The sequence below is a fragment of the Rhizobium sp. BK456 genome, from assembly GCF_014194045.1.
Classification (GTDB): domain Bacteria; phylum Pseudomonadota; class Alphaproteobacteria; order Rhizobiales; family Rhizobiaceae; genus Rhizobium; species Rhizobium redzepovicii.
Window position 1 is genome coordinate 289,791 of record NZ_JACIAO010000004.1, and the last position, 26,237, is coordinate 316,027.

Sequence of the window (26,237 nt, forward strand, 5' to 3'; positions counted from 1 at the left end):
CGAAGCATGGCTTACTTTTTAACTTCTTTAGATTGTAGTCAGGCTGGTATCGTTGCATGAGCGCGGCTGACGCTCCTGTGCAGCGCGACGAATCAACCGACAGCTTTTCGTTCGCCGAGGCCCGCAAGTCTCTGGAAACTGAAAATGATGCTGTCCGGAGGCGAAGCTCACGGCACGGTCTTTGGATCGCAGTCGCCGTCTATGTGGCCTTCGCACTTCCCGACCGATGGCTTATCCCCGATGTTGCGCCTGCGACGATCGCCGCGCGATTCGTCGTCGCAACGATTGCGCTGCTGGCTTTCGAAGCCTTGCGACTGGCCAAAGCAAAAACCGTCTGGCTGGACATCACATGCGCCTCCGCACTGCTTGCCGGCTATTTGGGCTGGCTTTACCCGGCGATTGGCACCAGCGACGTCACCGCCATGTCGTACTACATGATATTTGGCGCCATCTTCATGATGGGCGCCAACCTGTTTTTCAGTTTCCCGTTTCGGCTTTCGGTGATCACTTCCAGCTTCGTGCTCGGCGCATTTTTCGTTACGATCGAGGCGTTTTTTCCTTCAAGCCAAACCTACAAGCTTGCCTTCGGGATGTTCTACATTTCGTGCTTCGTCTTCACGTCTTTCGTTAATTGGCGATTGAACGTGGAGCGTCGAAACGTGTTGCTGAATGCGGCGGAGGCCCGATATCAGCACTGGGAAGCGTCCGAGCGTGGACGATCACTGCTTGAGCTTTCAAACACCGACTACCTGACGGGCATAAGCAACCGGCGCGCCCTGGATCGGCGGCTCGACGAATGCTGGGCCGCCTGGAAAGACGAACGCCGCGACTTCGTCGTGTTGCTTATCGACGTCGATTTTTTCAAACGCTTCAATGATCGCTACGGGCATCAAGAAGGAGACCGATGCCTGACTGTCATCGCCAAAGTGCTGAAGGCCGTCGTAGAGTCGTCCGGTGGCATGATAGGCAGGTATGGTGGTGAAGAGTTTATCGTGGTCTTGCCGGTCGAAACTCCCAAGATCGCGATGAGCCTGGCCGAAAAGATCAGAATGGAAGTCGAGTTTCTTGCGATTGAGCACGACGGGCGACCGGATGACAGCCCAATCGTAACCGTCAGCATTGGCGTCGCCTTCACCCGCGACAAAGTTGGAGAGAAGGTCGAACGAATAGTGCGTGAGGCCGATCTTGCTCTCTACCATGCCAAAGCAAGCGGCCGAAACTGCATTCGCAGGTTTGATCCGCTGTTGCCTCGCCCGGACGATAATGCCGGTAAACTCGTCCCGCTGCTGACGGCCGCCATTGATCGCAAACTGGTCTCGCTCGTTTATCAACCGATCTTCGAGTTGACCAATGAGAAAGCAAGAGCTGTCGAGGCTTTGATGCGGCTTCGGATGCCGGACGGCACCGCGGTTTCGCCGAAAACATTCATTCCGGTTGCAGAGCGAACGGGTGCTATCCTCGAATTGGGCAAGTGGGCGATCGAGACGGCATGCCGTGACATTCTGATGACCGATCGCATGGCGACCGTCAGCGTCAACGTGTCGCCCATACAGCTGCGTTCCCCCGGCTTTGCTGCGAATGTCGCTGACATTCTTATTCGCTGCGGGGTCAGCGGATCGCGGCTGGCCTTGGAAGTCACCGAGGGCCTGGATATGGATATGCAGTCGGAGGTGCTTAAGTGCATTGCAGATCTGCGGACTCTCGGCGTCGAAATCTGGCTTGACGACTTCGGCTCCGGCTTCGCGGGCCTCTCCTGGCTGAGGGCGATCGAGTTTCAGACGGTGAAGGTCGATCGGACATTCCTGCACGACTGCTCCAACCCGCGCGGGTTGACGATGCTTCAGGACATGGTCGCTCTTATCCGCAATCGCGGGAATACGATCCTGGTGGAAGGCGTCGAAACGGCAGCACAATTGTCCCTGCTCAAGGATCTTCGCATCGACCGCGTCCAGGGCTATCATATGGGAATGCCGGTTAGCGCTGAACTTCTGAACGCGGCATAACCCGATCTCCAGGTTTCCAGAAGACCGTTCATCGCAGACGCGACGTTGTCCGCGATCTTTGGGTCCGAACCGGTCCAAGACGCTGAAGGACTTTCGTGCCCAACCCTGGGGACGTAAAGCCGGTGGGCAAAGGCGTGAGTGAACTCCGCGTCAACAATGGCCGCCGCTATCGGGTCCATTTTGTCTACGAAGCAGTAAGCGATCGCAGAAAAACTTTTGCGAGTTCAATAGCAAATCAGGCAAAGATTCGCATTCGTGCTTTAAGTTCTGGTACGTGGAACGATTAGGGTCGGATGGGGTTTCGTGATCACGGATCTGAGAGGTTCGCCACGAGAGGAAATTCCCATGAACAAGTTCATTCTAGCCGCAGCGCTTCTGGGCGCTTCGGCATTGTCAGCCATGGCCCAGACGGCACCCGCAACGACAAGTGACGGCAAGACTCCGGCCATTGCAACGCCTGGGTCGAACAATGCGACCGCCCCGGTCGAAGGTGCCAACAGCTTCACCGAAGGGCAGGCCAAGGACCGCATCGAAAAGGCCGGCTATACCGACGTCAAAGACCTCAAGAAGGATGACAAGGGCATCTGGATGGCATCGGGGATGAAGGACGGCAAGGCCGTCATGATCGCACTCGACTACCAGGGCAACATCGTCGCCAAGTGACCCCAACAAATCCTTCAGGAGAAATGACTATGAGAACCGTAACTGGACTTTTCGACGATTATACCGACGCAAGCTCCGCGGTCAGCGCGCTTGAATCCGCCGGTATCCCTTCCAGCGACATCAGCATCGTTTCCAACAATGCCGACAGTCGCCAAGGTGAACATTCGAATGCAGGTGAAGGCGCCGGTACAGGTGCCGGCATCGGTGCAGTCGTCGGCGGCGCCGGCGGCCTTCTCACAGGCCTCGGTCTGATGGCCATCCCGGGCGTCGGCCCTGTCGTCGCAGCCGGCTGGCTGGCCGCCACCGCCGCAGGCGCCGCCGCTGGGGCAGTCGCTGGCGGTGCGACAGGAGGCATTATCGGTGCGATGACGAGTTCCGGCGTCTCTGACGAGGACGCGAATGTATATGCCGAAGGCGTTCGCCGGGGTGGCTCGTTGGTCACAGCCAGGGTTCAAGACGCACTTGTCCCGGAGGCGGAAGCGATCCTCAAGCAATCCAACTGGGTCGACCCGGTCGAGCGCCGAGCCGCCTACACCAAAGAGGGATGGACCAGGTTCGATGACGCGCTCGACCCCTATAGTCCAGAACAGGTCGCAAAAGAACGCAGCCGTTATCGCCTCTAGTCGCTATGGATGCGCGCGCCAACCGATGGGCGCGCGTTTCATGCAATAGACCGGCGAAGTGCGACAGCGGCTTCCGATCTGGTTGCTGGCAAACGCCGCGGCGATGCAAGCGCGCAACGAAGCGATTTGGTCCCACCCGGCTGGGCAGACGCGCCCAGCCGGGGAGCCTGGGACTTTATTTGCCCATCATCTGCTTGGCGTTTTCGGGCGTGATGGCTGTAGTATCGACTGTTACTGTCGGCTCAACAGACGATGCGCAGTCCAGCAATATCGACTTTGCCATGTCGATCGCCTCCTTCGCGCCGGTAGGATAGGTAAAGGTCGCGGACCAATCGCCCTTTGCGACTGCTTCAATTCCCCCGGCAGGCCCAGGCAAGCCATCGGTGCCGATGATCTTCACGCTTTTGCCGGCACCTTTGGCGGCAAGCAGAGCACCCGCCGCCATCATGTCATTGCTGGCATAGACCATCTTGATATCCGGATGAGCCTGCAGCATGGCTGCGAACGCCGTTTGTGCTTTATCCGGCAGCCAGTCTGCCGCCTGTTCTGCGACGATCTGGATTTTCGAATTGGCCTTCACGCCGTCTTTGAAGCCGTTGAGCCGCTCGACTGCGGGCGTCGAACTCGGCAGGCCCTCCAGCACGGCGGCCTCGCCGCCATCTGGAAGAAGTGTCTTGCTGGTATATTCGCCGGCTGCCAGCGCAATCTTGTAATTATCGCCTCCGATGAAAGCTGTGTAATCCTTGCCTGCTTCACCGTTCGTCTTGCGATCGAGTTCGATGACCGGGATACCCGCGTCCATTGCCCGCTTGACGGCGGGCGTCAGCGGAGCCGCCTCGAAAGGCGAGATCAACAGAAGATCGACCTTTTGGGTAATGAAATTGTCGACCTGTGACGTCTGAGTGTTGACGTTGCCCGCCCCGTCGGCGATCTGCAGTGTGAACTGCGGGACCGCCTTGGCGGCGGCTTCCAGTTCATCGTTGACGTGCTGGCGGTAGGGCTCCGCGTTGTTTGCCTGCGAGAAGCCGACAACGAATTCGCCGTCTTTGGCGCAAGCCTTCACAAGCGGATCGGCAGCCTGGGCCACGCCGGCAATACAAAGGCACGAACCGGCGAGAAGTGCCATGCGCCCGGCATTCGAAAATCGAAGTGCATTCTGTGTCATTACTTTCTCCTCCACATTGGTTCCGGATCCACCTTCCGGGAGATGCCGCCACACTATCTGCCCAATCCTTCGCGGCGACGAACGAGGGATTGAAGGACTGCCGCCAGAACGATGATTGCCGCTGTGGCGAGCAACTGCATGGCTGGGGTGATATTGTTGAGCTGAAGAATATTGGCGAGGGCGCCAAGCATGATCGTGCCGGCGATCGTTCCGACCATGGAACCCGACCCGCCAAACAGGCTGGTTCCGCCAATGACGACAGCCGCGATGGCCGTCAATTCATAACCGGTGCCATCATTGGCGCTTCCGAAATTGAATTGCCCGGCATGGACGATGCCGGCCAGCGCGGATGCAAAACCGGTGATGGCGTAAACGGCGATCTTGATTGCCGAGACCGGAACACCGGAGATGCGAGCGGCGCGCTCGTTGCCGCCAACGGCATAGACGTAACGGCCGAACCTCGTCGTGTTCAGCACCAGCGTTGCGATACAGGCAAAGATCAGGAAGACGATCGTGGCCACAGGAACGACGTTGCCGAACAATCGACCGCCGAGAACCGCAAAGATGGGAGGCGCCAGCCCGGGGCCATCGCCATAGGAAATATTGATGTACTGATTGCCCGAAACTACGAGCGCCAGCCCGCGAGCTGCCTGTAAACCGGCAAGAGTGACGATAAATGCTTCAAGCCGAAACTTGCTTGAGATCGCTCCCTGGATCAAGCCGAAACAGGTGCCCATCAGCAGCACCGCCAGCACCGTTGTAATCAGCCCAAAGCCGCCCGAGACCATCAATGTTGCCGTGACGACGCTCGCAAGACCAAGGGTCGCCCCAACCGAGAGATCGATCCCGGCGGTTATGATCACGAAGGTCATCCCGATCGCGATGATGCCGGTCTCGGACACCGCACGGACGATGTTGGCAATATTGTCGGGTTGAATGAACAGGATGACCCCATGCCGACGCGGCGAGAAGATGATGCCGCCGGCAAAGACCAGCACAAGGCCGATCAGGCTTTGGAAGCGGACGATGACCGCAAGCGGATCGATGCGCTTTGCGGGTTGAATCGGAGAACTCGACGTAATTTGTTGTTCGGACATCATCCCTCCCTCCCGTTGGCGGCGGCCAGAACGTCGTGTTCGCTCACCCCGCCGGAAAATTCGGCAACGCTGCAGCCATTGCGCAGAACCACTATTCGATCGCATAGGCCGATCAGCTCGGGCATCTCGCTTGAAGCGACAAGGATGCCCAATCCATCCGAGGCAAATTTGCGCAAGCGAGCGTAAATCTCCCCCTTGGCTCCGACGTCCACACCGCGGGTCGGCTCGTCGAGAAGCAACAGGCTCGGATTGCCCAGCACTTCCTTAGCAAGCACGACCTTCTGCTGGTTGCCACCGGACAGGGCACCCACTGCGATCTCCGGATTCTTGGGACGGATGTCGAAATTCCCGAACGAGCTCTTGATCGCATCATCCTGTCGACGTGCAGACAACAAGCCGTTTGGGGAAATTCGGCGAATGATCGACATGACGAGATTCAGGCCAACGGACATGCGCAGCATCAGTCCGGCGCCGCGCCGGTCGTCGGTGACGAATGCGAGACCAGCCCTGCGGGCGGCGGCGATGGATCGAAGCCTTGCCGGTTTGCCGCCAATGGTAACCTCACCCTGCCACCTGCCCGGCACGCCTGTCCCGTAAAGAGCGCTCAGAAGCTCGGTTCGCCCTGCACCCATCACGCCGGCCAAGCCGACAATTTCACCGCGGTGAACATCGAGGTCGATCTTTGATGGCGCCTGCCACCCGGGTGACGCACGGTGCGGCCGGAAGGAGGCCTGACGCATCCTCAGCAACACGTCTCCGACGCGATCCGATCGAGGCGGGTAAAGTTCGTTCAACGGACGACCGACAAGAAGCTGCACCAGTTGGGCTTGCGGCGCGTTCGGCTCGGTAACGCCGGCGACCTTGCCGTCGCGCATCACTGTCACGCGATGGGCAATCTGCGGCACTTCCTCGAGGCGATGCGAAATATAGACGATACCGACGCCTGACGATGCGAGCCCGCGCATAATATCGAACAATCGATCGACTTCGCCGACCGTCAATGCCGCTGTCGGCTCATCCATGATCAGAGCGCGGGATGCATAGGACAGCGCCTTGACAATGGCGACGACCTGGCGCTGGCCGATAGACAGCTCGCCGACAAGCTGGGAGGGATCGATCGATCGGTCGATTGCCTCCAGTCTTTTGCGCGCTTCGCGCAGCATCGCCTTCCCGTCGAGCATGCCATGTGGATGGACAAGCTCACGCCCAAGAAAGAGATTGGCCGCGACGCTCAAACTCGAGACGAGATCCAATTCCTGGAAAATCGTTGCAATTCCTGCCGCTTGTGCATCCCGCGGGCTGTGAAATCGGGCGGGTTTGCCATCGATGAAGATCTCTCCCTGGTCCGGCGTGTGCACGCCGGACATCAGGTTCATCAACGTCGATTTGCCCGCACCATTCTCTCCAAGTAGGGCATGGATTTCACCCACTTTAAGATCGAAGTCCACGCCACGCAGCGCTTGAACGCCGCCGAAATGCTTGGTGATACCTTTCGCCGAAAGAACAACCTGGTTCATGCTGCTTCTCCACACGATTCACGCACCCGCAAAACCGGCGACAGTCGAACGGTCTCGCGCGGGCGGTGCTTGCTGCCGATCCGCGCAATCAGCAAGTCCGCCGCCTTCCTGCCGATCTCATCGCAAGGCTGGGCCATTAGCGTCAGGCGCGGTTCGAAGTAATCTGCCCATTCGAAATCATCGATTCCGAGCACTGAAATATCCGCCGGAACGCGTAGCCCCCGTTCCCGAATGGCTCTCATCGCGCCTATCATCGCAAGATTGTTTGAGGCAAGGATTGCTGTCGGTGGCTCCGTCAACTCCAGCAAGCGGTGTGTCGAAGCGGTGGCGTCAGCCGTGCTGCGGTTGCCATTGCTGATGAAGGCATGCGGGACCTCTATTCCCTTCTCCGCCATAGCCGCGCGGAAAGCCTCAGTGCGCTCGACGGTCGTTGAAAATCCCGGCTGGCCGAGGATGATCCCAACCCGTTGGTGATGGAGCGTGACGAGATGATCGACCAGCATGCGGATTGCCGCCGTGTTGTCGGTTCCGACCTGATCGAAACGATCATCGGAGAGCCTGTCGACGAGCACACAGGGAACATCGCATTCAAATAGATAGTCCAGCGACTTTTTAGGAGCGCCTGAAGCGGCAAGGATAATGCCGTCGACACGACGCTGATGCAGATGCCGGATGAGCTCCAGTTCCCGATCTGGATCGTCCTGTGTATCACATAGGAAGACGATCAAGCCTCGCTTGGAACACTCGGCTTCAATCGCGCAAATGATGTCGCTGAAGTAAGGGTTCGAAATGGCGGAAATGACCAGGCCGACCGTGCCCGTCGACGATAATTTGAGAGAGCGCGCAACCGCGTTCGGGATATATCCGATCTCGTCCACCGCCTCCATGACGAGCTTCGCCTTCTCGGGCGAAACGTAGCGCGTCTTGTTGAGAACATGGGAAACCGTGGAGACCGAAACTCCGGCCGCCTTTGCAACTTCGGAAATCGTCGTCATGAGCGCGCTCCGGCGTTTGCCGGCAGCACAACAACAAAGCGTCTCAAATTTTCCTCCCAGGCGGATTTCCAACCTTTAAACAGGCTCTCCAAGGATCCGCGAATTTGATCACGCTAACGCCATCGAAACGTTTGCGCAATCGTTTTTTTGCGGATACGATCCAACTGGTGATCATCTCTTGGGAGGGAAATGACATGCTGAAAGGCGTCCCGCAGTTCGTCACGGCCGACTTGTTGTGGGTTATGGCCTCCATGGGTCATGGCGACGAACTGGCCATCGTCGATCGAAACTTCTCAGGCTTTCGGGTGGCGACCCAAACCACAAGCGGAAAGCTTCTCATCTTGGAGGGGGTCGATGCACCGACTGCAGTTCGCGGGATCCTTAAAATGATGCCCTTGGACACATTCGGCGACACGCCGCTGATGCATATGGAGGCCGTCGACGCGCCAGGCGAGTTGCTCGAAGTGCACAGGGAGGTCATCGCCGTTTGCAGTGAGGCAGAAGTGCGTTCGATCGCCAGCCAACCTGTCGAGAGGTTCGCTTACTATCCGATCGCCATGCGATCGTTTGCGATCATTCAGACGGCTGAATCGCGCCCCTATGGAAACTTCATCTTGAGGAAGGGCGTGCTCTGAGGCCGGATGGTGAGGCATTCCTCGGGCGGCATGAAGGAACAGATCAGGCCTTAACGTAGACCCATGCTTTGGTTCGCGACGCCAACACCGTTTCGATACGCTTGTAGTCGGAGACTTCGTAGCATCGGTTGCCGCCAGTTCTTCGGCAGTGATCCGGAAAACCGTGCCTGCGATCGAATCCGCCGGATAGTTGGACGGCACGACGAGAACATTATGAAAATCAGCGCCCGCAATCGCCTGAAAGGCAAGATTATCGAGGTGACCAAAGGCGCGACGACCGCCCATGTCCGCATTGACATCGGCAATGGCGTCATCGTTAACGAAGCCGTGGACGAACTCGGTATCACCGTCGGTGGAAATGCCTATGCCGTCGTCAAGGCTTCCGACGTGATGGTCGCAGTCGACTGATCCGTTGGAGCGGTCATCTAAAATCGCTCTAGAGAACGCTCGCGGCGACATAGATTGCGGCGAGCGCCTCGAACCCGGCCTGATCCTCGGCATTGAAACGATGAGGCGTGGGGCTGTCGAGATCGAGCACGCCGACAATTCCGCCGTCCTTGACCAGCGGGATCACCAGCTCCGATCGGGAAGCGGCGTCACAGGCGATGTGTCCGGGAAATTCGTGGACATCCGGAACCAGCACGGAACGCGCTTCCGCAACCGCTGTACCGCAGACTCCCTTGCCGACGGCAATGCGCACACAAGCGACCCTGCCCTGGAACGGGCCGAGGACCAGCTCGTTTTCGGATCTCAGGAAATAGAAGCCCACCCAGTTCAGATCGGCAACGAGCTCGAAGACAAGCGCCGAGAGGTTTGCGGCATTGGCAACGGCGTCGCGTTCGCCTTTAAGCAGCCCCTGAAGTTGGCCTGCGAGTTCGCGATAGAAGGTGCGCTTGTCGCCCTGCCCTATGTTCCTCGTGGCGTACATCACAATTACCTCACTGGCTGTTCGGGAGCTTCGGCGGCTATCCCTTTTTGCAAACACGCGCCGTTTCGCTTCCAACCTGAAAGTCTCCGGGCTGCGGCGGCGCGATCGGCTTGAACATGGTGCGATCGGGCTTGATGTCGAGGAGCGGCGTTCCAATACAGACCAGATTGATCCGGCCCTCTAAAGTGCATTCCTGATCGGAAACATGTCTTCGCCATAATGGTGCAGCCTCGTGTGGTGGCGTCGGCATAACCACCGCACCCTTAAGGGCTCGTCGTATTGATCATGATGGGCATCGACCGCTTCGACCCCGCAGACCTGGCAGGTTTGCTTTTCCAACTCGCCTGCCTTGATTGCTCGCTGCACGGCGAGGTGAGCATCATATTTGCCTGGATTGGCACGGCGCCAATTCGCTTGGCGGGTATCGGTTTTCAGCATCGCTGCCTCCTTACCTGTATCACGACCACGCGTGCCTGGCTCCGGGGCGAAAATCCCGACACCTGCGAATCGACCTTGGCTGGCGCAAGATTATCACAATGATGATCTGTTCGGACTGTAGCCGGCTGGACGAGTTGAAGCATGGCCTACGATCAGCGCAGTTTCGCCAAAGGCATAAGCGCAGCCTTCACTGTGGCAACGCCGGCTCAGCTTCCCACCACATGGGCGAGCTTTTCCGGATTCCGCACGAGATAGACCGCCGCAACCCGCCCCTCGGTATCGAGGTCGATGGCCATCACCGTGTCAAGGCCGACCTCGGAACTGATCAGCATACCGGCGCCGCCATTCACCTGGGCGGGTCCGAAACGCCATCCGCCATCCGGCTGCTTGCGGGCGATGTGCATGAGGAAGTTTGCGACTTCCATGGGGCCATGAAGAACCCTGAGCGCCGCGATCACCTTGCCGCCGCCGTCCGAGATCAACTCGATATCCTCGGCCAGTGCGGCGGCAAGAGCGTCGACGGAATCGCTTTGCACAGCAGCGCTGATCGCCATCAACAGCCGCTCCACGTCGGCAGGTCGCGCCGCAAAGCGTGGCCGCCCCTCCTTCACTGCCTGCCGGGCCCGCGAGGCGAGCTTACGGACAGCGGCGGGCGAGCGGTCGAGCGTCTCGCCCACCGTGTCGAAATCCATGCCGAACAGGTCATGCAGGAAGAAGGCCGCGCGTTCGAGCGGCGACAATGTCTCGAGCGTGCGCATGACGGCGAAGGAAATGTCGAGCTCGCGATCGCTCGGGCTCTCCGTCTCGACCACCGGTTCCGGCAGCCAGGGCCCGATATAGGTCTCCCGCCGCGCCTTAAGCTGCCTCAGCCGATCAAGCGCGGCATTGGTGACGACGCGGGCAAGCCACGCCTCGCGGTCGCGGACACCTTCGCTGGCAAGGAGCTTGATGGAGGCTTCCTGTACGACGTCCTCAGCGTCGCTCACCGAACCGAGATAGCGATAGGCGAGCCGGACCAGCCGGCGGCGCAGCGCCTCCGGCATCGGCCCGACATCCCTCCCCATAGGCGCTCTCATGCGACCTCCCGAAACTCAGCCGGCAGCAAGTCGCAGCTCAGCGCCGCGCCGACGCCCCGCTTTAAGGTGGGGTAGAATTGGCCGGCGGCGACGGCTGAAGCAAGGCCCCAGAGGCCTTTTTCCCCGAAGCGGTACCGCGCCGTCTCAATCATGTCAGCAAGGTCGAACGAGTTCGCGAGAACGGCTGTCGCATAGTCGGCGGCAAGCCGCATGTCGGCATCCGCCGAACCCGGCCGGGCGATCGAGGCGAGCTGCTGTGCGCTGACGCCGGCTTCCTCCGCCATGCGAACCACCAGCATGGTGCAGGGCCCACATCCGGCCGTGCGCGCCGCGATGAATTTCGCAGCATAATAAGGTGCAGCCGGTACGCCGAAACGCTCCTGCGTGAAGGGTGTGAGCAAGGCGAGCTTGGCGAATCCGCCCGGGCTCAACTCGGCGAGATCTTCCATATAGCCGACATCATAATCATAGCGCGCGCCGAATTTGCGCGCGGCATTCCGAAAGAGCCGCCTAAACATGGGAGGTCCTCCGCTTGAACACGGCAAGCGGCATCAAGGCCGGCACGACGATCAGCGTGATATCCCGCATCGCATGGGCTGGACCGGTTCCATGCAGCCCCATTTCGGCGAGATGCAGCAGCGCATGGCCGAGCAGGAAGACGCTGGCAACAGCCACCAGAGGCCGTGCAATCGCCGCATACCAGCTCGCCATGCCCAGCGCGCAGCCGGCGCTCAGAAAGCCAAGGCCGATATCTCGAAGGAAATGGGAATTGAACGGGCCAGTCTCCGTGACACCGGGTATGACGCTATACCAGAGCGGTGGTGCAGCCAGCATCAGCACCCCGTTGAAAAGCTGGAGGACGGAAAGGGCAAGAAGCAGCGGTCGCATTGAAATCTCCTTTCGCTCACAAGGACGAAGGGAGTGGAAAAATGTGACATGTCCGACGCCGGAAATTAGCCCTGCGCTCCTGCCGCAAGAGCGAGTTTTTACGGGTCACTCCACATCCAAGTGCCGACTTATAAACCACGTCAAACATTGAGCGCGTTGCGGTTCTCGGCTTGCTGCAACCGGCTCTTGTCTTGATCGAGGATAGTTCATATTGACTAGTGTGCCGGCCACTCAAAAAACGAGTTATCCATGGCTTTCATCTCTCGCCTGCGTTTGCTTGTTGCCCTCAGTGGTTGTCTTTTCCCAGCGGCCTCCCATGCGCAATCCTTTGATTGCGGCAAAGCGCAGTCCGCCATTGAAAAGGCGATTTGTGCCTCCCCTGCCTTGATTGCCCAGGACACCGCCTTGGCAGCCTCCTATCGGCAGGCATTGGCGGATCTCAACGGCGACCCGACAAGGCTGAACGATCTACGCCAGCAGCAGCGCCGCTGGTTGGCGGACCGCAACAAATCCTGCGTAGACACCGATCCGGGCCGGCTGACGGCATGCCTGGCAACAAGCTATCAGACGCGCCTTGAGGCGCTTGTGGCAGCGGGCGCTTCTCCCAGCCGCAAGCCGCCAGAATCTGCCGTCGAGCTTGCACCATCAACAGCACCGACGACACAGCCGGCGGCGGCACAAGATACATCGGCGCCGGCGGCCGTCGCAGCGCCTCAACCCGCGCCCTTAAAAGCGCCGCCCCGGCTCGTGTCGCAGCCGCATTTGGCCCCGGATCAACTGCCTGCGGATCAGGATGGCAGCACCTTGCTGACCGTCGACACTTCAGGCCATATCACCATCCGCACGCAGAGCACTTCCGGTGTGGCGCTGCAGCTTGTCGACATGATCGCCGGCCCCGGCGACCGCATGGGCGCAGCCGGAGTCAGCGACGGCCGGATCGATGCCCTGCTCGACAAAGGCACCTACAAGGTCCGTGTGTTCGGTGCCAAGGGAGCCGCCGGCGACGTCAAGCTCACCGCGCAAGCCTATCAGGAGCTTGAACAGCCCGACGCCGCCTTGACCTCGCTCACCCCCATCCATGCCGATCTCAGCGATCTGCAGCAAAGATCCTATTGGATCGACATTCCCGATTCCGGGCGCGTCGATATCGAGGCGGTCGGACGCTCGCTGCAGGATCTGCGCTTGTGGCGGAACGGCACCGATATTGCCGATCTCTCGCCGAAAATGTCGATCTTCGAATTGAAGCCGGGCCTCCCCATGAGCCGGGCGACGCTGACGGGAACGGTCGAGGCCGGCCGCTATCTCGTGACGGCCTATGGCGGTCAGAAGCTTGTCTGGACTAGCGCGGACGCCGCAGAGCCATTCCATATTCGCACCGGCGCGCAGCTTTCGCTGGCCGGAGGGATAGCCGAAAATGTCATCGGACCCTTCGGCTCGATCCGTTTCGAGGCGCCGGCAGATCTCGATACCTTCCGTCTGGAGCTGCCGCAATCGGCGCCGGCGGTGCTCCGGGCCGGTCGGACTTCTCAAACGGCGACGGCTTTTCAGAGTGCCGTGATCGATAAGGCCAGCCGCGAACCGACAGCCACGCTTTCGCTTTCAACAGACGGCCAGCCGAGCATTGTCGAAGTCTCGGGCTATGAAGGCCAGCCTTTCCAGCTTCGGGGGCTTCGGTTCGGCACCGAGACCCAATTTAAAGGCTCAGTGGCCAATCTCATCAGTCTCGACATTGCCGGCGAAGGCGGCGATGAAATTCCGGCCACGGCCCTGCTGTTGCGCCAGGACCGTGGGGGCAAAGCCACGATCGTCGCGTCCGACCTGCCTCATCTCGGCCTGGGCCAGGCTTGGCGGCGGCGCTTCAATTTACGCGGGCCGACGTCGCTGCTGTTCGAGATGACGCAAGCTGGCCAGATCGCGGTCCGCACCTCAGGCGTTGCCCTGCATGCCGACATCAGCCCGGTTCTTGTCGGCAATGCTCCGCGCGTCGACGGCCGCAATCCTGATCGTTTCGATCTGGACGCCGGCTATTATCTGCTGCGCCTGCTGCCCGACAACAATGCTGTCGGCATCGTCGACCTCACCTTCGGCACGCCGGGCCTCGTCCCACCGGTCCAACCCGCAGCTCCCGCCCGCACCACCATTTCCTTTGGCATCCGGGAAGCCGAAAAGGCCACGCGCTACCAGATCATCACCAATGCCGCGCCCGGTCTGCTGACGGGACCTCGTGCCGTGGCCTTGCCCGCCGATCTGCAGTTGCGGCCACTGGCGCTCTGGCAGCCCGCCGATGCGGCGGCACAGCCGCAACCTCTGCCGGATCAGCCAATGTCCAATATGCCGGCGCCCGTGCCGCAGGCCAAAGGTGCTGCGAATGACGATGCGAACGCCCTGTCGCGGCCGGCATCACCCGCGGATCTGCAGATCGACGTCCACGTACCTCCAGGCGGGACCATCGCCGCCATCGACATGCACAATACATCGGTCGCATTTGCGACCAGCAACGAGCGCGTCGACACAAAAGGCCGGACCTTGACCCTGCGCTTCCCGGTTCCCTCCGCTGCCCGGTCGATCGTCGTCAGTTGGCAGCCTGATGCTGTCGCAGCGCGCCAGATTGCACCCCCGCCCCCCGCATCCCCATTGATTGCCGGCCAATCCCAGTTTCTCGATCTCGCCGAGAACGCGGAGAAATCCTACCGGCTCGAGGTGGCGGAAGGGGGGCTTTACCGCATCGAAACCCTTGGCCGTTTGCAGACATCGCTGCGCCTTGGCACGTCATTCCTGCCGGGGCTGGGGGAAGCGTCGGACAATGGCGATGGCCACAATGCGCTGCTGCAAACCTATCTGCGCGCCGGAACCTATCAGGTCGGCCTCTCCGTGCAGAATTCCTCCGGCCATCTTGGCGTCGCCGTTACGCCGGCCTCGCTTCCGACGGCGGCAACCCTGGTCGCCGATGGCACCAGCCGAGGCATTCTCTCCGGCGGGCGCGGCGCCGTCGTGCCGATCGAGATAACACGTGCGGGATCTTATCAGCTTGATCTCTACTCCCTCGGCGAAGACCTTACTGCTCGCCTCGAGGATGCCGAGGGATGGCCGCTCACAGTGCCGGGGCCACTTTCCAGTCTCAGTCAGGATTTCACGCCGGGGCATTACCGCCTCGTGATCCTGCCGCGCGACGTCGACACGCGGTTTGTCGCACGGCTAAGACCCGTCATCGACGCGCCGCAGCTGCAGGGCCACGGACCGCATCCGCTGGCCTTCAATCAGAGCCAGGCATTTCAGTGGCGCGAGCCTCAGGGCAAGGGCGACGCGCGTGTTGCCGACGGCTGGACGTTTGATCTCTTGGCCGATGCGGATATCAGCATCGATCTGACCGAAGGCATGATCGGCACGCTGTTTCGTGACGACAAGGAGCAGATCGCCCGATTTGTCGCCGCGCCCCAATTCACCGGCAAATTGAAGGCCGGGCACTATCGCATCGACCTCACGAGCCTCGCCCATGATGACCGGCTGGATTACCAGGTTACCCTGAACACCAGGGATCTGCAGCCGGGCGAGGCGCGCTTCGTCAACCTGCCGGCCGAGCTTTCCTTCAATGTCGAGACGGACCGTGTCGTCAGCCTCGGCACTTTCGGCCGCACCGAAATCAAGGGCGTGCTGAAGGACGAACATGGCGCCGTCCTCGAACGCCTGACGGGGCGCAGCGATGATTGGAACATCGCGCTGTCCACCCGCCTGCCGGCCGGATCCTATACACTGGCGCTTGATCAGGCGGCAGCATCCGGCACGGCCGGCAGCCAAGCGGATGATAATCCCGACGATCAAGAAGGCGACGGCGATGATCAGGGGGAAGGCGACGACCAGGCCGATCTCGGGGATATCGAGGTTCAGTTCGCCCTGCCGCAGGAGCAAGCGCAGCCGGCGCTTGCAGAGAGCGGCAGTGCTTCCGTCAACGGCGCCTCCGTCTTTATTTTCCCTCTGCCGGGTCCCTTGCCGGCCAATGTAAAGGATCGGCTCACGCTGGTCGCGGCGCAGTCCACCAGCGACCTGGTTCTCTCCGTCGAAAAACGAGATGCCGATGGCGGCTGGAAGCCGCAAACCCTTGCCCGTGGCCGCACACCCTTTATCGCTTGGCCCGCTTCCGAGGGGGATGCACAGTGGCGCGCATCGGTCTGGACCCTCGACGGTGGGGCAGCACCCATCAAGATCGCCGCGCGCAGCATCGTCGGCGATATGCGGGAGCCCGGCGATATCGCCTTGGAGCCCGTGGCCATCGATGGCCTCGATCTCTCTCTCAACGTTGCTCTCGCGCATGCACCGTCGGCCGGCCTCATGGACCTCGGCGCCAGCGCCGATCTGCTTGCGGGCGCAAGTGCCGATCGTCCGCTCACGGCCGCCGCATCGGGACTTTTTGCTCCGCAATCGGATCGTTTATGGCTGGTCTCCCGTGGCGCCGGCCATGTGCGGGTGAGCCCCGCGCAACCCGATGCAGAGATCGCGCTGACGCTTTCGCCGGGAGATCAGGCGGTTATTCCAGCCATCCCTGCCTTGCCGGGTAAGGTTCGATTGTGGCGTGCGGATTCGGCCTTCGGCCAGCCGGGCCTCACGGCCGCACGCGGCATGGGTGCCGGCCTCAACAGCGCGGTCGCCCTCTCCGATAACCAGGATCTGCACATCTGGAACGCCGCAAGCGATGAAAGCCTGCAGATGCGGCTGAGGCCGATCGATGCGGCCGAACTCGAGGCGGTGCAGCTGAACGGCCCCTTGACGACGACCGTTCCAGCCTTCAGCGCGCAGCCGGTAAAGCTGGCGACTGGGGTGAAACGGCTGACGCTCGACCTGGCGCCCGGGATCGCCGTCGTCTCCGCCACCTCAGCCTCTCAGCTGTTGAACGTCTGGTCGGCCGCAGCTCCCCTGTCGCGCAGCATCGTGACGTCGACTGAGGAGATCTGGCTCGTCAATCTGACGGGTGATGCCGGCTCGGCGCGCGTCAGCCTGTCACCGGGACAAGCAATTGCGCTCGGCAACGATCAGATCAAGCGCCGGTTTTTCGGGACGGTCGGATCGGAAGAAATCGCGGTTGATGCCATGAAGGGAGATGTCCTGAACGTTTCCGGCGGCGCGGCGACGTTTATCGGGGCCGACGGTCGGGTCTTGCGCGGGGACAGTATTTCCGTCTCCGGACCCGGTCAGCTGATCGTCGATCACGGCGCCGGCCTCGTGGCGCTGTGGCTGGAACGTGGCGGCCAGTCGCCCTGGCCGAAGCCCGAACCAAAATCGATGACGCTGCCGCAGAGCGTAAAGCTCGAGGGTGAAGCCATGGCTTTCCGTCTTAACCCGGCCCAGCCGATGGTGCTCGACGTCAGCACCGACGCACCTGTCATTGTCGGCCTGGAGCAGGATGGTCACCGCGACATGCAACTCTTTCCGACGGGAGCGGAGTTCCACCGCTATCTTGCAGCAGGTGAGGCGGTCCTGACACTCTATTCCACGCATGAAGGCCCCTTGTCGGGCAGCCTGGACATGACGGCGACACCGGTCGTGCCGGTCAATGACGGCATCGGAGCCCCGGTCGTGCTTGCACCGGGCGCGACCGCCCTGTTCGGCTTCGAGGTTAGGAATAGCGGCAATATCGGCGTCGGCCTGCGTTCCGATCCTGACCTTGCCATCGGCCGGCTACTGGATGCCAAGGGCCAGGCGCTCGGCGAAGGCGTCAATCAGCTCAAGCAACTTGCGGCAGGCTATTACCTCCTGGAAGCACGCGCACCGGCCAACGCGCCGACACTCATCGTCAGGCCTTCGGTGGTTGGATTGTCGCCACCGCCGGCGGGCCCGCCGCCCGAAATTATCAATGATTATCTGCAGCGTGCCGGTCTGAAGCCCATGGGATCGAAGTGAAACCAATGAAAAAGATCGCATTTCTCATTGCCCTCGCCCTTGCGTCTTCAACGCTGATCTCAAGCGGTCACGCGCAGCAAGGCGCTCCCTCGCCGGCACTGGATGTTCTGCAGCGCGCCGACGGCGTCAAAATCGTGCCGGAGAGGTTTTTGCGCGCCTATGATCCCGTGACGATTTTCTTTGCCACGGATACCGGCCCCGCAACCGGCGGCGCGGAAGATTCGCCCGAGCGTTTCGTGACGATGGAACCGGCTGTTTCAGGTGCCTGGCAGTGGCTCGGCCCGCGCGCTCTGCAATTCAGGCCCGCCGACAAGTGGCAGCCCCTTGCCCGCGTCAAGGTCAAGATGCTGGATCATGACAAGGGCGCCGGCGGTGAGACGGAACTGATACCGCTGCTGCCGGTGCCGGTATCGACGGCTCCGGCTGCAACCGATGATCCCGTCAGCGAGCTTGACCAGATCACCTTGACCTTTGCCGAACCCGTCGATGTCGCGGCGCTGAGCCGGCTGCTGTCGATCGAGCTGCGTCCGGCGCCCGGCATTGGCGACGAAGGCGGTCTGATGTTGGGGGCGCAAGATTTCGATATCCAGCCGCTTGAACGCAACAGCCGCGGCGATCAGCAATCCTACGTGGTGAAGTTGCATCAGAGCGTACCCGATGGCCGCGTCGCCATCCTGCGGCTAAAGCTTGCCGACACGCCGGATTTCAGCGATCAGACCTTTGAATTGCGCGTGCGCACCGCCGTGCCCTTCACCATGACCAGTTCCGATTGCGGGCGGGGCTTCGACGCCACCACGAGCGATGGCATCATGCGCTGCACCTCCAACGCGACCGTCAGCGATTACAGCGCCGCGGTCGATGATGACGGCAACGCCGCCGACAATGCCGATGCAGCGCCGGCCACTCGCCAGGGTCGCGGCATGATCTTCCGGTTTTCGAGCAATCCGGTGGTTGGGGAACAGTTCTCGGTCCGGGACGCCTTGCGCATTTCTCCGCCGGTGGACGATCTGACGGCGGAAGCAAGCGATGGGCGTCTCTATGTCAATGGCCGCTTTCTCACCGACAAGGTCTACACGCTCGATGTCGCTGCCGGCGCCTTGACGGATGACCGCGGCAGACCGCTGGCTGACGGCTTCGGCCAGAAATTCGCCTTCGCGCCGGAACAGTCTTCGCTCATCTGGGATGCGTCGCAGGGTGTGGTCGAGCGTTTTGGCCCACAACTCGTGCCGTTGCGCGGGCGCGGTTATGACAGGGCCGATGTGCGCATCCACGCGATCGATCCGCTGTCGCGCGATTTTTGGCCTTTCCCGCAATCCGGCCTCGATACGGATGATGACGAAGCACCGCCTCTGCCCGGCAAGGAGCCGCAGAAATGGGCCGACAACGACGAGATTTCAGCCGATGCGATCCAGGCGCGCGTCAAGGCCCTGGGTTCGCCCGCCATATCCCAGTTCGTCGACCTGCCGATTCACAAGGGCGGCGTCGACACCAAATTCGGCCTGGACCTGAAATCGCTTTTTGCCCGGATTGCCGGTGCCGACCAGCCCGGCAGCTATCTCGTCGGCCTGCGCGCGGTGGACAGCCAAACCCGGCATTGGCTTCGCGTACAGGTCACCGACCTGACCTTGAGCGCGGTGGAGGAGCCGGACCGGGTCCGCTTTGCCGTCACCTCGCTTGCCAGCGGCAAGCCGATGGATGGGGCGCAGATTCGCCTCGACGGTTTGCGCGACGGCAAATTCGTCACGCTTGCGGCAGGAACGACAGACGCGCAGGGCTTCATTTCCTGGGAGCTGCAGAAGCGCGCCGACGCGAAGATCCGGCGCGTCATCGTGACGAAGGGGCTGGATACTCTGGTCGTCGATCCCGATCATGCCCCGGCCCAATATGCTGAAGACAACTGGACCAAACCCTCCGCCGCCTGGCTGGATTGGACCACCAATCCCGCGGAAAGCCGCACCGAGCAGAGCCGCACCCTCTGCCACGTCTTCACCGAGCGGCCGATCTATCGCCCGGAGGAGCCGGTGCATATCAAGGGATATGTCCGAAGCTACCTCGGAGGCCACCTGACGCTGCCGGCGCAAGGCGGCCAGATCGTCATCACCGGCCCCGATCAGCAGGAGTGGCGCGTACCGGTGCGGCTGGACGCGTTCGGCGGCTTTTATCACAAATTCGACTCGGAGACGCCGGCGACCGGCGATTACGAAGTTCACTTCGAGCCGGGCGACACCGCGCAGGCTACGGACCAGACTCAACCGGCGCAGACCTCCGGTGAGGACGAGAACGCCGACGGTCCGAGCGACGGCAATACCGATGAGGCGCAGCCAGGCGACAGCCAGGCCGATACTGCCGAGACCGCCGAGAGCGACGGCAGTCAAAGCAGCGCGGCCGACAACAGGGTCCAATGCGGCAGCATCTCCTTCAAGAAGGAGGCTTATCGCCTGCCGACTTTCGAAGTGGTCCTCAACAATCCGCAGACCGTGCCTCTCGATTCCTCCTTCAACGTGGACCTGGTCGCGCGCTATTTCGCCGGCGGCCTGCTGGCGGATCGTCCCATTCGCTGGCGCGCCGTGCAGTATCCCTACAATTGGACGCCGCCTGGCAACGAAGGCTTCCTTTTTTCGACGGATTCCCGGTACTCCGGCGGCAACGAGTTCAAATCCTCGCCCGCGCTGGAACGAGACGGCAGCACCGACGCCGGCGGCGCCTCGCGCATCAGCTTCGACACGACGATCGAGCCGACGGCGCAACCCCGCCGCTACATGGTCGAGGCGACCGTTACCGGCGACGACGATCTGCAGGTGCGCAGCATTACTACCGTCTATGCCGTCCCGCCTTTCGTGCTTGGCCTGAAGGTGCCGCGCTACGTGCCGACGCCCGGCGCCATCGAGCCTGAGATCCTGGCTGTCGACGGCAATGGCGATCCCGTCGCCGGGCTGGAGATGACGGCGCGGCTGATCCATCGCAACTGGACGTCGACGCTGCAGGCGAGCGACTTCAGCCAGGGTTCGGCGAAGTACGTCACGCAGGTCATGGATGAGACCGTTCTGGAGCGCAAGATTACCAGCACCAGCGATATCCAGACCCTGGCGCTCGAGGCAAAGGATGCGGGCGTCTACGTCATTCAACTCGAGGCCAGCGACCGGATCGGCCGCCGACAGCAGGTGAGCGTCGACTTCTTCGTCGGCGGCACCACGCCGGTCACCTGGGCACAGCCGCCCGCCCGCACCGCGGTCGTGACCACGGACAAGGACAGCTACATCCCCGGAGAAACCGCCAATCTGCTGATCCAATCGCCCTTCCAGACAGCCCGTGCGCTGGCCGTCGTCGAAGAGCCCGAGGGAACGTTCCGTTATGATTGGGTCGATATCGCCGATGGATACGGCCATTATGCGGTGCCGGTCCGCAAGGAGTATACGCCTGAAATTCCCGTGCACTTCCTCATCATGCGCGGCCGGCTGGAGACCAGCATCCCCTCGCCGAACGCGCCCTTCGACCAGGGCAAGCCTGTCACGATCGCCGCGACGAAGACGGTGACGGTAAAACCGGTGAAGAACACCGTCGCCGTTGCCTTGGATTACCCGAAGAAGGCCCGCCCCGGCGATGAAGTGGAGGTCACGCTGCATCTCGCCGACGATACCGGTCAGCCGATCGCGGGCGAGGCCACCTTCTGGATGATCGACCAGGCCGTGCTGTCGCTCGCAACGGAACAGCCGCTGGATCCGCTGCCGAATTTTATCGTCAAGGGCCAATCCACCATGGCGCTGCGCGACACCCGCAACATGGCCTTCGGCAACATTCCTCTGGACGAGGTGCCGGGCGGCGACGAGCGGGAGGAATGGGGCACGGACAACAATATCTCCGTCCGCAAGAATTTCACGCCGGTGCCGATCTATCTTCCCGACGTGAAGGTCGGCCCGGATGGCATTGCCAAGATCAAGGTGAAGCTGCCGGACTCGCTGACCGTCTTCAAGCTGCGCGCCAAGGCCGTCAGCGGTCCCGACCGCTTCGGCTACGGCACCGGCGAAATGCTGATCCGGCAGGAAATCGTCGCTCAACCCGCCCTACCCCGCTTCCTGCGCTATGGAGATCAGTTCGAGGCCGGCATCATTGCCCGCGTCGTCGAGGGCGGTGGCGGCGCCGGCGTTGCATCCATTGCTTCCGACGGATTGATGTTGGGCGGCAGCAAGGATCTTTCCTTTGCCTGGGAAGAGAACAAGCCGGCTCATATCGGCATTCTCGCCGAGGTGCCCGAGCCAAAGCCCGGCAAGGACGACGTGCGGCTGCGTTTCGGGGTCGAGCGCCTGGCCGACCACGCCAGCGACGCCGTGGAAATCACGCTGCCGTTGAAACCAGACCGCATCCCGACCAAACATTACCAGATCGTCGAAATCCCGGCGGGCGGCTCGAAAACGCTGCCCGCAACTGAGGGAGATGTGCGCCCCGGATCGTTCCAGCGTGCGATGACGCTGACCTCCGATCCGACATTGGTGAAGCTCGTTGCCGGCCTTAACACTTTGGTGGAATCTCCCTACGGCTCCACCGAGCAGCGGATATCGCTGGCCTCCTCCGGCGTCGCGTTCAAGAGTTTCGCTCCCATCCTGGCAGCGGCGAAGTTTGAAAAGCGCATAGACGGCGATGTGCACAACACCGTGCTGGCAATCGGCCAGGCGGTCGATGCCGACGGCCTTGTCGGCTTCTGGCCGCATAGCAAGGGCAATGTCTCGCTGACGGCCTGGGCCTATTCTTTCCTGGTCGCGGCCGACAAAGCGGGCGAACCCACCGACAAGGCTTTGACGGATCGTCTTGCGAGCGTGCTGAAACTGTCGCTACGCTCGGATTATCCGCATCTGCTCAGTGGTGACGAGGTTCGCGAACGGGTCGAGGCTCTGACGGCGCTGGCTGAAGGCGGCGGGCTCGACCCCGCCTATATGGCCGAACTCGCCCGTTCGGCTGCCTTGATGCCGAATGTCAGCGTTGCCAGAATGACGGCGGCAGCAGCTGGTGCGCCCGATGCCGACCAACGTCTTGTCGGTGGTCTCGCCGACACGATGTGGTCGCGCGTGCGCATCCTCTCTCGCAATGGCCAGCTGGTTTATGACGGCCAGGCTGAGGATGGAGGCAGCCCGATCATCCTGCCTTCGGAAGCCCGCAGCCTTGCCGAAATGGTGCGCGCGGCGGCTCTGACCTCTGAAACGGATCCGCGTTATCCCGCCTTGACAAACGCCTTGCTGCAGCTCGGCGACAGCGATGGCTGGGGCTCGACCAATGCGACGTCGGCTGCGATCCGTGCGCTTGCGGCCGCCTGGCAGAAGCCGACGACGCCCTTGCCGCTGACGCTGACCCAGAGCGGCAATGTTCAAAATCTGGCGCTCGACGCCAATGACCCTGTTTTGCGACAGGTCACTCTGGATCCGAGCGCCGTTACCATCCAAAATACGGGAACGGCGCCCGCCCTCGCGCTAGTGGAGACCTCCTATCTCTCTGCTGAAGCCGGCTATAGCGCGCAAGCTGAGAGCCGGGGGTTTGCCCTGACCCGCACGCTCTACCGCGTCCCCGCCGGCAATGCGCCGCTGGAGAGGCTGATCCCCGATGCCAAAGGTGCGATCCAGCTCAAGGTGGGCGATGTGTCAGAGGAAAGGGTCGAACTAGTCGTGTCCGAAGATCGGACCCATGTGGCGCTTACCCTGCCGCTGGCCGCGGGGCTGGATCCTCTCAACCCCAACATCGCCACCGCCCCGGCCGAGGCTACACCGGCAATCGCGCCGAGCCTGCCGACCGATTGGGTGTCCTACGGGGACGATCAGGTGTTTTGCGCGTCCGAGAGGCTTCCGAAGGGCAACTACACCTTCGCCTACCGGACGCGCGCCTTGATCCCCGGTTCGTATACACAGCCGCAGGCCTTCGCCGAAACCATGTACCAGAAGGGCGTGCAGGGAACGAGCGCTGCCGTGCAAATCGTCGTGGCCAAGTAGTCCACGCAGCCAGGGAAGATATCAGGCGAGGAGCCAGCCAGCCGAGCAATGACACTCTTGGGACGCCGCCGATCGAAGCTCGTTCTTTTCTCCTCGCTGGTTCTTGCAGCGGGCGCCTTGGTCTATGCCTATCTCATCCATCAGCGTGCGCAGCTGATCGCGCCGGCACCGACGCCGATCCTCTATGATCGCAGCGGCGCTTTCCTCGCGCAGATCGGCCATGCCGACGGCGCCGGCGGGCGCATCGATTATGGCTATTGGCCGCTGGAGCAATTGCCGGATCGCGTTGTGAAGGCAACGCTTGCCCTCGAAGACAGGCGGTTCTACGACCATATCGGCGTCGATCCCTATGCCATCGGCCGCGCGGCCTGGCAAAATTTCGGTGCCGTCAAGCGCCGCTCGGGCGCCTCGACCATTGCGATGCAAGTGGCGCGGATGCAGCAGCCGGAATCGCGCACCTTCGTGCACAAGATGCTCGAGGCCGGCACCGGCGTCTTGCTGACCCTGCGTTACGGGCGCGACGCCACACTGGCGCAATATTTGCGGCTGGCGCCTTACGGCAATGGCAGCCACGGCATCGCCCATGCGGCGCGCCTCTATTTCGACAAGCCGGTGGCGGATTTGTCCTGGGCCGAGATCGCGCTGCTGTCAGCCATCCCGCAATCGCCGACCCGGATGAACCCGCTGCGGCCGGAGGGCTTGCGCCGGGCCGTTCAGCGCGGTCATCACATCCTCGACGCGCTGGCAAAACAGAAGATCATTCAAGCTGACGAGGCGGAGATCGCCCACCGCCAGCTCGATGACATGCGGATGCCCGCCCTGCCCCGCCGCCCGGACGCCCTGCACCTGATATTGCGCTATCACGATCTCATCGAGAACGGCGAGATAGCGCCTGCCTCCGCGGTTGCGCCGCTGATCCACACGACGATCGACCTTGGCCTGCAGGCCGACGTGACCGCTCTCGCGCGAGACTATCTCGATGGCTGGCGCTCTGCGGGCGCGCAGCAAGTCGGGGTCATGGTGGTGTCGCGGCAAACCGGCGAGGTTCTCGCCCAGGTCGGTTCGAGCAATTATTACGGCAGGCATGCCGGCGCCTTCGACTATACGCGGACGCAGCGTTCGCCGGGCTCGACACTCAAACCTTTCATTTATGCGCTGGGGTTCGAGCGCGGCGTGCTGGAGCCGACCGACATGCTGCTCGATCTGCCGGAAGGCGCCTCAGGCATCGGCGACGCGGACCGCGAATTCCTCGGGCCCATGTTGCCCCGCCAGGCGCTGGCGAATTCGCGCAATGTGCCCGCGACCAATCTGCTGCGTAGCATCGGTCTTGAGACGACGTTCCGCTTCTTGCGCGATCTCGGTCTGCACGACCTCGAAACCCCGGCCGACTATTTCGGTCTGTCGATGGCGATCGGCTCATTGCCTACACGCCTGGACAGGCTGATGCGGGCCTATGGGGCGCTCGCCAACGACGGCCAATTGCAGGATCTGCGCTGGGCGCGCGAACAGCCGCAGCCGCAGCCCGTGCGGGTCATTTCGCTCGATACGGCCCGGTTGATTACATCATTCCTGTCTGATCCGCAGGCGCGGCTGCCAAGCTTCCACCGCTACGGGACGCTGGAATATCCATTCCCGGTCGCCATCAAGACCGGCACCTCGCAAGGTTACCGGGATGCCTGGGCCGTGGCCTATTCGGAAAAGGTCATCGTCGGCGTCTGGATCGGGAGGGGCGATGACGGCACCATGAGCCGGATGACCGGCGCCGGCACTGCCGCCCGCCTTGTGCACGCCGTTATCGACCGGGTCCACGGCAACAAGCCTGGAGACATCGCCGATGCGCGTTTTCCGACGCCGCCGGACCGCAAACCGATGGAGGTATGCGTCGTCAACGGGCAGACGAATGACAATAGCTGCAGCCAGACGCTGGTGGAATGGCTGAAGCCCGATGAGATGCCGAAGGCGGCTGCGCTATCGCTTCGTTCGGACGCCAGCCTCAACCCTTTGCCGATCAGTGCAACAGCGGGGCGGAGCCAGAGCTATTCGCTCGCCAGTACCGAAGCGTCCGATCCCAAGATCCATCTTGCCATCTCGACGCCGGCGCGCAATAGCCAGATCTGGCGCAATCCGGAACAGCCGGCTTCATTAGACCGGCTGCCTCTGAAGGCCGATGTCCACCCGCATGTGCCGCAAATCGTCTGGTATGTCGACGGCCAGCCCTTCGCCGTCACCGACCCCGACCGACCCGTCTTTTGGCCGATCCAGAGCGGTGAGCACCGCTTCCAAATCCGCCTGCCCTACCGCGACGAAACCTCCGCGATGGTACCGGTCTATGTGCAATGACAGCT

Annotated in this window: 17 protein-coding genes and 1 pseudogene; 8 read left to right on the top strand and 10 right to left on the bottom strand. The window is 61.8% G+C overall.

Annotated features, from left to right (window positions below; all coding sequences use genetic code 11):
- The first annotated feature begins 56 nt into the window (after nucleotides 1-56).
- The 3 genes from FHX03_RS14205 to FHX03_RS14215 all read left to right on the top strand — a co-directional run bounded on the left by FHX03_RS14205 (nucleotide 57) and on the right by FHX03_RS14215 (nucleotide 3,289).
- A complete protein-coding gene (locus tag FHX03_RS14205; RefSeq protein WP_131710551.1) occupies nucleotides 57-2,003 on the top strand; it encodes a putative bifunctional diguanylate cyclase/phosphodiesterase in 1,947 nt (648 codons plus the stop codon).
- Between the two features lie 345 nt (nucleotides 2,004-2,348).
- The gene (locus tag FHX03_RS14210) at nucleotides 2,349-2,666 is read left to right on the top strand and encodes a hypothetical protein (protein WP_003591967.1); all 318 of its coding nucleotides are present in this window, start codon (nucleotides 2,349-2,351) and stop codon (nucleotides 2,664-2,666) included.
- Nucleotides 2,667-2,695: 29 nt separating this feature from the next.
- Nucleotides 2,696-3,289 (top strand): general stress protein, encoded by a 594-nt coding sequence (locus FHX03_RS14215; RefSeq protein WP_131710553.1) that lies wholly within the window; start codon nucleotides 2,696-2,698, stop codon nucleotides 3,287-3,289.
- A 175-nt stretch (nucleotides 3,290-3,464) separates the two neighbouring features.
- Here the strand turns inward: FHX03_RS14215 and FHX03_RS14220 are convergent, their stop codons facing one another.
- The 4 genes from FHX03_RS14220 to FHX03_RS14235 are packed head-to-tail and all read right to left on the bottom strand — an operon-like array spanning nucleotide 3,465 to nucleotide 8,063.
- On the bottom strand, nucleotides 3,465-4,454 hold the full coding sequence (locus tag FHX03_RS14220; protein ID WP_054185432.1) for a substrate-binding domain-containing protein: 990 nt from the start codon (nucleotides 4,452-4,454) through the stop codon (nucleotides 3,465-3,467).
- Nucleotides 4,455-4,507: 53 nt separating this feature from the next.
- Nucleotides 4,508-5,551 carry an ABC transporter permease gene (locus FHX03_RS14225; protein WP_054185452.1) on the bottom strand — a complete coding sequence of 348 codons (1,044 nt, stop codon included), beginning with the start codon at nucleotides 5,549-5,551 and terminating at the stop codon, nucleotides 4,508-4,510.
- Nucleotides 5,551-7,068: a sugar ABC transporter ATP-binding protein gene (locus FHX03_RS14230; RefSeq protein WP_183854177.1), complete on the bottom strand. Its 1,518-nt coding sequence runs from the start codon at nucleotides 7,066-7,068 to the stop codon at nucleotides 5,551-5,553. Before FHX03_RS14230 ends, FHX03_RS14225 begins: the two co-directional genes overlap by 1 nt.
- The gene (locus FHX03_RS14235; RefSeq protein WP_097629442.1) at nucleotides 7,065-8,063 is read right to left on the bottom strand and encodes a LacI family DNA-binding transcriptional regulator; all 999 of its coding nucleotides are present in this window, start codon (nucleotides 8,061-8,063) and stop codon (nucleotides 7,065-7,067) included. The genes FHX03_RS14230 and FHX03_RS14235 overlap by 4 nt, the downstream gene beginning before the upstream one ends.
- 194 nt (nucleotides 8,064-8,257) lie before the next feature.
- Between FHX03_RS14235 and FHX03_RS14240 the strand changes: the two genes are divergently transcribed.
- On the top strand, nucleotides 8,258-8,698 hold the full coding sequence (locus FHX03_RS14240; RefSeq protein WP_131710671.1) for an RbsD/FucU family protein: 441 nt from the start codon (nucleotides 8,258-8,260) through the stop codon (nucleotides 8,696-8,698).
- 213 nt (nucleotides 8,699-8,911) lie between these two features.
- Nucleotides 8,912-9,106 (top strand): molybdopterin-binding protein, encoded by a 195-nt coding sequence (locus FHX03_RS14245; RefSeq protein ID WP_183854179.1) that lies wholly within the window; start codon nucleotides 8,912-8,914, stop codon nucleotides 9,104-9,106.
- Nucleotides 9,107-9,134: 28 nt separating this feature from the next.
- Here FHX03_RS14245 and FHX03_RS14250 read toward each other — a convergent pair whose 3' ends face one another.
- The 6 genes and pseudogenes from FHX03_RS14250 to FHX03_RS14270 form a co-directional block, all read right to left on the bottom strand.
- On the bottom strand, nucleotides 9,135-9,626 hold the full coding sequence (locus tag FHX03_RS14250) for a GAF domain-containing protein (protein WP_131710556.1): 492 nt from the start codon (nucleotides 9,624-9,626) through the stop codon (nucleotides 9,135-9,137).
- Between the two features lie 37 nt (nucleotides 9,627-9,663).
- Nucleotides 9,664-9,780, bottom strand: a pseudogene (locus FHX03_RS34440) (tRNA (N6-threonylcarbamoyladenosine(37)-N6)-methyltransferase TrmO); the annotation flags it as partial.
- 26 nt (nucleotides 9,781-9,806) lie between these two features.
- Nucleotides 9,807-10,064, bottom strand: a complete 258-nt coding sequence (locus tag FHX03_RS14255; protein ID WP_183854181.1) for a hypothetical protein — start codon at nucleotides 10,062-10,064, stop codon at nucleotides 9,807-9,809.
- A 206-nt stretch (nucleotides 10,065-10,270) separates the two neighbouring features.
- On the bottom strand, nucleotides 10,271-11,140 hold the full coding sequence (sigJ, locus tag FHX03_RS14260) for an RNA polymerase sigma factor SigJ (protein WP_206099922.1): 870 nt from the start codon (nucleotides 11,138-11,140) through the stop codon (nucleotides 10,271-10,273).
- A complete protein-coding gene (locus tag FHX03_RS14265; protein WP_131710557.1) occupies nucleotides 11,137-11,658 on the bottom strand; it encodes a hypothetical protein in 522 nt (173 codons plus the stop codon). Before FHX03_RS14265 ends, sigJ begins: the two co-directional genes overlap by 4 nt.
- Nucleotides 11,651-12,028 carry a hypothetical protein gene (locus FHX03_RS14270; protein WP_183854184.1) on the bottom strand — a complete coding sequence of 126 codons (378 nt, stop codon included), beginning with the start codon at nucleotides 12,026-12,028 and terminating at the stop codon, nucleotides 11,651-11,653. Before FHX03_RS14270 ends, FHX03_RS14265 begins: the two co-directional genes overlap by 8 nt.
- Nucleotides 12,029-12,277: 249 nt before the next feature.
- Here FHX03_RS14270 and FHX03_RS14275 point away from each other — a divergent pair, with 249 nt between their 5' ends.
- Genes FHX03_RS14275 through FHX03_RS14285 form a run of 3 tightly spaced genes read left to right on the top strand, consistent with a single transcriptional unit; the run spans nucleotide 12,278 to nucleotide 26,232 of the window.
- Nucleotides 12,278-17,920, top strand: a complete 5,643-nt coding sequence (locus FHX03_RS14275; protein WP_183854186.1) for a lysozyme inhibitor LprI family protein — start codon at nucleotides 12,278-12,280, stop codon at nucleotides 17,918-17,920.
- Nucleotides 17,921-17,925: 5 nt separating this feature from the next.
- Nucleotides 17,926-23,892, top strand: a complete 5,967-nt coding sequence (locus FHX03_RS14280; protein WP_183854188.1) for an alpha-2-macroglobulin — start codon at nucleotides 17,926-17,928, stop codon at nucleotides 23,890-23,892.
- 48 nt (nucleotides 23,893-23,940) lie between these two features.
- On the top strand, nucleotides 23,941-26,232 hold the full coding sequence (locus FHX03_RS14285; protein ID WP_246699241.1) for a transglycosylase domain-containing protein: 2,292 nt from the start codon (nucleotides 23,941-23,943) through the stop codon (nucleotides 26,230-26,232).
- Nucleotides 26,233-26,237 lie beyond the last annotated feature (5 nt).

Bases quoted from the DNA above. Each gene is read 5' to 3' on its own strand.
- FHX03_RS14280 (WP_183854188.1), top strand. From the start codon at position 17,926: ATGAAAAAGATCGCATTTCTCATTGCCCTCGCCCTTGCGTCTTCAACG.
- FHX03_RS14245 (WP_183854179.1), top strand. From the start codon at position 8,912: ATGAAAATCAGCGCCCGCAATCGCCTGAAAGGCAAGATTATCGAGGTG.
- sigJ (WP_206099922.1), bottom strand. From the start codon at position 11,140: ATGAGAGCGCCTATGGGGAGGGATGTCGGGCCGATGCCGGAGGCGCTG.
- FHX03_RS14285 (WP_246699241.1), top strand. From the start codon at position 23,941: ATGACACTCTTGGGACGCCGCCGATCGAAGCTCGTTCTTTTCTCCTCG.
- FHX03_RS14270 (WP_183854184.1), bottom strand. From the start codon at position 12,028: ATGCGACCGCTGCTTCTTGCCCTTTCCGTCCTCCAGCTTTTCAACGGG.
- FHX03_RS14240 (WP_131710671.1), top strand. From the start codon at position 8,258: ATGCTGAAAGGCGTCCCGCAGTTCGTCACGGCCGACTTGTTGTGGGTT.
- FHX03_RS14205 (WP_131710551.1), top strand. From the start codon at position 57: ATGAGCGCGGCTGACGCTCCTGTGCAGCGCGACGAATCAACCGACAGC.
- FHX03_RS14230 (WP_183854177.1), bottom strand. From the start codon at position 7,068: ATGAACCAGGTTGTTCTTTCGGCGAAAGGTATCACCAAGCATTTCGGC.
- FHX03_RS14250 (WP_131710556.1), bottom strand. From the start codon at position 9,626: ATGTACGCCACGAGGAACATAGGGCAGGGCGACAAGCGCACCTTCTAT.
- FHX03_RS14225 (WP_054185452.1), bottom strand. From the start codon at position 5,551: ATGTCCGAACAACAAATTACGTCGAGTTCTCCGATTCAACCCGCAAAG.
- FHX03_RS14210 (WP_003591967.1), top strand. From the start codon at position 2,349: ATGAACAAGTTCATTCTAGCCGCAGCGCTTCTGGGCGCTTCGGCATTG.
- FHX03_RS14275 (WP_183854186.1), top strand. From the start codon at position 12,278: ATGGCTTTCATCTCTCGCCTGCGTTTGCTTGTTGCCCTCAGTGGTTGT.
- FHX03_RS14255 (WP_183854181.1), bottom strand. From the start codon at position 10,064: ATGCTGAAAACCGATACCCGCCAAGCGAATTGGCGCCGTGCCAATCCA.
- FHX03_RS14215 (WP_131710553.1), top strand. From the start codon at position 2,696: ATGAGAACCGTAACTGGACTTTTCGACGATTATACCGACGCAAGCTCC.
- FHX03_RS14265 (WP_131710557.1), bottom strand. From the start codon at position 11,658: ATGTTTAGGCGGCTCTTTCGGAATGCCGCGCGCAAATTCGGCGCGCGC.
- FHX03_RS14235 (WP_097629442.1), bottom strand. From the start codon at position 8,063: ATGACGACGATTTCCGAAGTTGCAAAGGCGGCCGGAGTTTCGGTCTCC.
- FHX03_RS14220 (WP_054185432.1), bottom strand. From the start codon at position 4,454: ATGACACAGAATGCACTTCGATTTTCGAATGCCGGGCGCATGGCACTT.